Genomic DNA, 6,556 nt, shown 5'->3' with positions numbered 1-6,556 from the left:
GAGGCCCTGTTCGTATGCGCCCAGCGTCCCGCGACCACCCGATCGGGACTCCCGTTCGACGCGCATCCCTCAAGATCGAAAAGACAACAGCTTCTTACATCGGCAAGTGTTTGACCGTGTACCTTCACAGGCTTGATCGGCGCGCAGATGAGCCTCGCCTGGCAGCAGCCACCGATCACCACCGACAGCGGCATGAACCTCGGAATCCCGTACCCCCGGGACCGATCGAACGCGGCCCGAGCCGCGTGCATCGAGGTGATGCGTCGTCACCTCTGAGAACAATCGCGATCTTGGTGCCAACTATCCCTCTTTTGTGCCAACTAAAAATCCTCGTCACAAGGTTTGTGACCGGGCGCCTTAGTTGGCACCAGGCCACGCTCACGACCTGCACTGATGCCAAGTAGCTTCAGCGGCCGGAGCCGCAGAATCAGCGAAATAGTTGGCACTTTGGTACAGCGCAGGTCATGAGGGGTGTGTCGCCATAGCGGGGCCAGAGATCTCCGGCGGCGACAGCCTTGATAACGCAGCAGCCTCGCGGTGTTCCTGCGAGGCGAGAAACCGTGCTGGACGGCAAGCCGTACCACTCGCGCCAGTATGCGCAGCTTCGTGGACACCAGCCGTCGGTTCTGGTCGAGCAATCGGCGTTCCAGCGCGGCGTCGGGGCGTTGGGCGCCACAGACGACGGTGAGGTTGAGGAGCCCCCGTCCAAGCGCACCGCTGCCTACGTCGCCGCGCTTCTTGAGCGGTGGTGCGACATCACCGAGGACGAGGAAGAGACCTCGTCCTGGTCGAGCGGTCCTCTGAGCGGCAATGCAAAAGAAGCTCGCAGAGTCCCTGCGGGGTACGATGCCGGCGTCACGGTGCCGGACCTCGCTGCGGAGTGCAGCTACTCCGTCGGCACCGTCGATCGGATCCTGCACCAAGCGGGCACCCGCGTGCGGCCCAAGCACAATGACGGCCCGGCCCTCACCCCGAAAAAGCGGTCATAAGCGGCCCATGCAGGCATCCCCGGCAGGGTGCCCATGGTGCGCCATCCGGGATCCAGCGCTGCTCGGGCCCCTCCGTAGTCGGCCATCAGCCGCCATCGCTGCCGGTGCCGGCCGAACCGTTGCGCAGCATGGTCCATCTCCTGCCACGGCTGCTGGTGCGACTCCGGCCGCTGAGGTCGCCATTCGCCCAGCTGTTTCCCCGGCGGCAGGCAGTACCGCGTTCCCGGTGAGGACCGATGATCCGGGAGCTCATCAGGAACAGGACACTCGATCGCAGGAGCCGCCCAGCGAGGGGACTCCGTACGCTCATGGTCCCGGCCGCCCCAAGGACATCCCCGAGGTCGCCGCCGTTCTCAACCAGCGCATCATCGCCCGCGAGAGCCTCGACTCGTCGGTCCCCGCCGGCCTGAAGCTCAAGAAGCGGATCAAACGCTTCGCCCTCGATAACGAACTCGATCACCTGCCCATCGGCGACATCGTCTCCGTCGCGCTGGACGAGTGGCTCACCGCCTGCGGCTTCTGAGCGCGACCGCAGCGCACAGGGCGGCAGCGCCACGCCGGGGCGCGGCCGCCCCTCCTGCCGACTATTCCAATAGCCGTATAGGCGGACAGCTATCCGTCTAGCCGGACCGACCGGAGCAGCTCTCGTGACTGATCGCTCCCCCTACGCCCGCCGACTGCGGGAAATCGCCGGCGCGCTCGACACCGAGTTCCAACCGACCGACGACACTCTTACGCCACACCCGGACACTCTGAACGTCATCAGCAACCGGCACGCCAAACGAGAACAACTCAACTACGCGGTCCCGGACATTCTGCAACTTCAGCGACGTATCCGCCGCTACAACGCGGACCATGACGTTCCCCCACGGCGACATCGTCGCCCTGACCGTCGACGCCTGGCTTCGCGCGAAGGGCTACCCACCGGACCGGATGCCGGGGAAAACGGACGGATCGTGAGGACCCCGTCCTCGTCACCCTACGGCTGAACGACTGGCCAGGTCACAACAACGCGCGTCCACGGTGGTGCGCACAGGCTGAGCTGCAACACAACCGGGAAATACGCCGCACCTGCCAGGATCACAGAGAGTACTGGTGTTTTGCGCCCAGCGCGCCCAGAAAGCGAACCGCTGGTGTCGCGCGCCCTCGGTATAGGCCCTGCCCTGGCCGTACGCCACCATCCTGGCTCAACGGGACGCTCCTGGACCGGTGTAACTCCTGTGTCCAACAGACCGGCGACGACGAGCGGTTCGTCGCCGTGCTTGTCCTGAGTGTTGGTGGGATACCGAGGCGCAGGAAGTCAACTGGGGTAATTCCGTGACCAGTCGGTGAAGACAGTATCGTCACCATACGGCCGCTGCTCTCCGGCGTTCTGCTCGGTCTCGCCAGCCCGGCTGCCGAGCCCACGATTGTGGGGTGCTTCGCGTTCCCGGGCGGCGCGACGCCGCGACCTCTCTCCCACCGGACTGCCCCATGCCCCTGTGCCTTCAGCAAGGCCTTCAGTCCATGCGGATGATTCCCCTGCCCAGTGCGGCGGTGACGGCGGCGGTCCGGTCGCGGACGTCGAGCTTGGCGTAGATGTGCAGCAGATGGGTCTTGACAGTGGCCTCCGACAGGCGCAGGGCGCGGGCGATCTGTTTGTTGCTCTGCCCCCGGGCCACGGCGGACAGGACTTCGAGCTCCCTGCCGGACAAGCCGGCGCCCCGGTCGCCGCGCATATGGGCGAGGACCTTGGCGGCCACTGTGGGCGACAGTGCCGCGCCTCCCCGAGCCGCGGTCCGAACGGCCTCGCAGAGCTCGTGTCGTCCGGTGTCCTTGAGCAGGTAGCCGACTGCGCCGGCGTCGACGGCGGCAGTGATGTCGGCGTCCGTGTCGTAGGTGGTCAGGACGAGTACCCGCACCTCGGGGTGGGCGGCACGGATGGCGGCGGTCGCGGTCGTGCCGTCCATGCCGGGCATCTGCAGGTCCATCAGCACGACGTCGGGTGCGAGTGAGGCGGTCTGGCGCAGTGCCTCGGCGCCGGTGGCGGCTTCGCCGACGACCGTGAGATCGGGCTGGGTGGAGAGCATGGCGGCAAGCCCGTCACGGACCACGGGATGGTCGTCGGCGAGGAGGACTCTGATCGTGGGAACGGCCGACGTCCTCATGACGCCGGGGCCATCCGCTCGGTGCCCGACACGGCTGAGGGGTCGGAGGCGGAAGGCTCGACCGGGAGTAGCACCGTGACGGCGACGGTCGTACCCTCGCCGGGGGAGCTTTCGACCGCGAACGTGCCGTGCAAAGCGGCAATGCGCTCCCGCATGGTGATCAGGCCAACGCCCGTATGCCGGGCAACGGGTGCGAACCCGGTGCCGTCGTCCTGGATGTCGATCGCCAGGACGTCGCCGAGGTACGAGAGCGTGACCGCGACGCTCATCGCGCGGGCGTGCCGCCGGGCGTTGGTCAGTGCCTCCTGCACGACACGCAGCAACTCGCCCTCGGTACTGGGAGGCAGGGCGGCCGGGCGGCCGGTCACAACCGTGTAGGCCTCGGTGCCGGTCTCCTCCGCGAGCCGGGCGGTGAGTTCACGGACCGCCTCTGCCAGGTGCGTGCGGTCAAGTGGCGCCGGGCGAAGAGCGTGCACGAGGCGGCGGCTCTCTGCGAGGTTGTCCCGGGCCGTGCGCATGGCCTGCTCGACTCGGCGGGCCGCAGGGGAGCCGGGTGGCAGGTCGTCGCGTGCGGCGTCCAGCAGCATGGCGATGGAGGCAAACCCCTGGGTGAGCGTGTCGTGGACCTCGCGGGCCAGGCGCTGGCGTTCGGCCAGGGTGCCCGCCTGGCGTTCCGCTGCCGCGCGTTCGGCCTGGGTGGCAGTGAGCTCGTCGAGGAGTCGCTGCCGCTTGTGACTCTCGTGATCGAGGGTCACGACGTAGCAGGTGATCGTGACCGCCACGGCGGTACCAAGTACGCATCCCGTGAGCGCCCGCACGTCGACGGAGCCGTCCGTGGTGAGGCTCTGCCACGACCAGGCGGCGCCCAGCACCAGCACCCCGCCGGCCGACCACCAGGCCCGCCGCAGCCAGTACGGGCTCAGCACCGCCACGGCGACCGGGAGGAACGCGGGGTCCACCGTGGCCATGACCGCCCACCCGGACAAGGCCCCGACGAGGTAAGGCAGCGGCGGGCGGTCGGCTCCACCGCGCAGCGCGATCCAGTACGCGTACCAAAGGGCCAGCCCCACTGCCGGGCCGATCCGCGACAGCGCGGCGCCGGTCGTCATGTTCGCCCCGGCCAGCGCACCCGGGAGGGAGAGGGCGAGCACGGTGACGAAGAAGGCGTGCTGCCCGATGGTCTTCCACCGCTGCCGGTCCCACGCCTGTTGCAGTGCCATGGCCTACAGAGTAGGTGCAGCCGCGTAGCGGCAGAATCAGCCGACCAGCGGGGCCGGTTCACCGATCGGTGGACGAAGGACGCGTCGATCGGTCGATGTGCGGGAGGGAGGCGGGCGGCGACGATCAGCCCCGCAGCCGACGGCCTGCTCTTCCACCGCCCCTTGTGAGGAACTACCCGTGACCCTGGCCTTCATTCCCAGCCCGTCCGTCGGTGAGGTCCAGCTGGGGCCGCTGCCGCTGCGCGGTTACTCACTCATGCTGATCCTCGGCATCGCAGCCGCCGTGTGGCTGGGTGGCCGTCGATGGGCCGCACGCGGCGGAGAGAAGACCGTCGTGACGGACGTCGCTCTGTGGGCGGTCCCCTTCGGCGTGGTCGGCGCCCGCCTCTACCACGTGATCACCTCCAGCGAGCCGTACTTCGGCAAGGGTGGTGATCCGGCCAACGCCCTGTTCATCTGGGACGGCGGTATCGGTATCTGGGGCGCGATCGCCGGCGGTGCCGTCGGAGCCTGGATCGGCTGCCGCCGTAGCGGCGTTCCGCTGTCCGCGTACGCCGACGCCGTCGCTCCCGGCATCGCACTGGGGCAGGCCCTCGGCCGCTGGGGCAACTGGTTCAACCAGGAGCTCTACGGGCGGGCCACCACCCTCCCCTGGGCCCTGGAGATCGACCCCGCGCACCGGCCTGAGGACACCCCGAACCTGGCCACTTATCACCCGGCGTTCCTGTACGAGTCGTTGTGGTGTCTCGGCGTGGTCGCCCTGGTCCTGTGGGCGGATCGCCGTTTCCGTCTCGACCGGGGGCGGGCGTTCGCGCTGTACGCCGCCGCATACGCCGCAGGTCGCTTCTGGATCGAGTACCTGCGGGTGGACGAGGCCCACCACATCCTCGGCCTGCGCCTGAACGACTGGACCGCGCTGCTGGTTTTCGCCGTTGCCGTCCACTACCTCGTGGCTACGACACGGCGTGCAGCCGGCAGGCGTGACGGCGTCGACGTCGCCGTCTCTTTCAACAAGTGAATGCCACCAGTAGCCCCAAGAACTGACCGATGTCCCTCGCATCCGTTTGGAGTTGCCATGTCCCGTGTCTCTGAGACGCTCCCCTCCCGTCGGGGTCCGATCAAGGTGGCGGGAGGTGTGTTCGTCGCCTTCCTGCTGTCCTCGCTGGTGAACGCGTTGATCGCCGTACTGGCGCACGCGCTCGGTGCACCGGAGGACTTCGGCCCGTTGGAGCCCTCGTCGTACGTCTTTCTGACCGCGCTAGGAATGCTGGGAGGGTCCGTCGGGTGGGCCCTCGTCCGCAGGTTCTCCCCCGATCCCGAACGGCTGCTCCGCCGACTCGTCCCGTCGGTCGTCGTGTTGTCCTTCGTGCCGGACTTTTTCCAGTTCGGCGAGGGCGAGGTGACCGGTGTGGTGGCGCTGCTCCTGATGCACGTCGCGGTCGCGGTGATCGCAGTGCCGACGTACTACAGGGTCATGCCACTGAGCTCGGTTCGGTGACCAGGCGCCAGTCGGCACCTGGGCCCCGCTGGTCGCGCTCACGCGCTCCGTGAACTCGGGAACCCGTACGTCCGTAACCTCCGGCCGGAGCCTTGTTGCGAGGTGCGTCTGCCGCCTGCCGGTGCGCTCAACATTCGATGGCAGCAAACATGTCCAGGCCGCTCCCGGAACGCCGGGCTGAGGGTGCGGCCCGGCCAGCAGGTGCGGGTGCTGGTGGGCAGCGGGCTGACCCGGCGTACGTACTCGGTGTGGCGCTACGAACCCGCGGGCCTTGTCGAGCTGTGAGTGCTGGATCACCCGGGCGCGGGGCCCGGTGGGGACGGACCGCCGAGGTGGGAGACCAGGTGCGGCTGAGCAGGCCGGAGGGATCCTTCGTGCTGCGCCCCGACGCCACCGACCATTTCTTCGCCGGGGACGAGACCGCGGCCATCGCCTTCGGGGCGATGCTGGCCGCGCTCCCTGAGAACGCGCGGGTCTCGGGCTGCGTGGAGACGGCGATGGAGGCCGACCGGCTGCCGCTGGACCACGGCGACCGCCTGGACTGGCTGGTCAGGGGCGATACACCGCTGCCTGCTGCCGTACGACGGCTCGCTCCCCCGCCCGGCGGCATCGCCTATGTCGCAGGGGAAGCACGGACGGTGCAAGCGGTGAAACAGGTGCTCGTGCGGGAGGCAGACCGGGACCGGCGATCGGTCCTCACCA

The 6,556-nt window shown here is 68.5% G+C and carries 7 protein-coding genes and 1 pseudogene; 6 read left to right on the top strand and 2 right to left on the bottom strand.

Annotated elements, in window-relative coordinates:
* Positions 1-132: 132 nt before the first annotated feature.
* The 3 genes from ABT063_RS48835 to ABT063_RS48825 all read left to right on the top strand — a co-directional run bounded on the left by ABT063_RS48835 (position 133) and on the right by ABT063_RS48825 (position 1,512).
* Positions 133-276 (top strand): hypothetical protein, encoded by a 144-nt coding sequence (locus tag ABT063_RS48835; protein ID WP_351068149.1) that lies wholly within the window; start codon positions 133-135, stop codon positions 274-276.
* A gap of 284 nt (positions 277-560) precedes the next feature.
* Positions 561-989, top strand: coding sequence for a hypothetical protein (locus ABT063_RS48830; RefSeq protein WP_351068146.1), 429 nt, complete (start codon positions 561-563; stop codon positions 987-989).
* Between the two features lie 226 nt (positions 990-1,215).
* Positions 1,216-1,512, top strand: a complete 297-nt coding sequence (locus ABT063_RS48825; RefSeq protein WP_351068143.1) for a hypothetical protein — start codon at positions 1,216-1,218, stop codon at positions 1,510-1,512.
* Positions 1,513-2,488: 976 nt separating this feature from the next.
* On the opposite strand, the gene ABT063_RS48820 is transcribed toward ABT063_RS48825, so the two are convergent.
* Both ABT063_RS48820 and ABT063_RS48815 read right to left on the bottom strand, forming a co-directional pair.
* On the bottom strand, positions 2,489-3,136 hold the full coding sequence (locus tag ABT063_RS48820; RefSeq protein WP_351068140.1) for a response regulator: 648 nt from the start codon (positions 3,134-3,136) through the stop codon (positions 2,489-2,491).
* Positions 3,133-4,356, bottom strand: a complete 1,224-nt coding sequence (locus ABT063_RS48815; RefSeq protein ID WP_351068138.1) for a sensor histidine kinase — start codon at positions 4,354-4,356, stop codon at positions 3,133-3,135. The genes ABT063_RS48820 and ABT063_RS48815 overlap by 4 nt, the downstream gene beginning before the upstream one ends.
* A gap of 178 nt (positions 4,357-4,534) precedes the next feature.
* Between ABT063_RS48815 and lgt the strand changes: the two genes are divergently transcribed.
* The 3 genes and pseudogenes from lgt to ABT063_RS48800 form a co-directional block, all read left to right on the top strand.
* Positions 4,535-5,374 (top strand): prolipoprotein diacylglyceryl transferase, encoded by an 840-nt coding sequence (lgt, locus tag ABT063_RS48810; RefSeq protein WP_351068136.1) that lies wholly within the window; start codon positions 4,535-4,537, stop codon positions 5,372-5,374.
* Positions 5,375-5,431: 57 nt separating this feature from the next.
* A complete protein-coding gene (locus ABT063_RS48805; RefSeq protein ID WP_351068135.1) occupies positions 5,432-5,854 on the top strand; it encodes a DUF6069 family protein in 423 nt (140 codons plus the stop codon).
* Positions 5,855-5,991: 137 nt separating this feature from the next.
* Positions 5,992-6,489, top strand: a pseudogene (locus tag ABT063_RS48800) (siderophore-interacting protein); the annotation flags it as partial.
* Positions 6,490-6,556: the final 67 nt, after the last annotated feature.

The organism is Streptomyces sp. NPDC002838 (genome assembly GCF_040295365.1).
GTDB lineage: Bacteria > Actinomycetota > Actinomycetes > Streptomycetales > Streptomycetaceae > Streptomyces.
The sequence above is the reverse complement of the archived record's forward strand: the minus strand, read 5'-3'. Positions and strand labels throughout refer to the sequence as shown.

Excerpts from the sequence above, each read along its gene's own strand:
- ABT063_RS48820 (WP_351068140.1), bottom strand. The coding sequence starts at position 3,136 with ATGAGGACGTCGGCCGTTCCCACGATCAGAGTCCTCCTCGCCGACGAC.
- ABT063_RS48815 (WP_351068138.1), bottom strand. The coding sequence starts at position 4,356 with ATGGCACTGCAACAGGCGTGGGACCGGCAGCGGTGGAAGACCATCGGG.
- ABT063_RS48805 (WP_351068135.1), top strand. The coding sequence starts at position 5,432 with ATGTCCCGTGTCTCTGAGACGCTCCCCTCCCGTCGGGGTCCGATCAAG.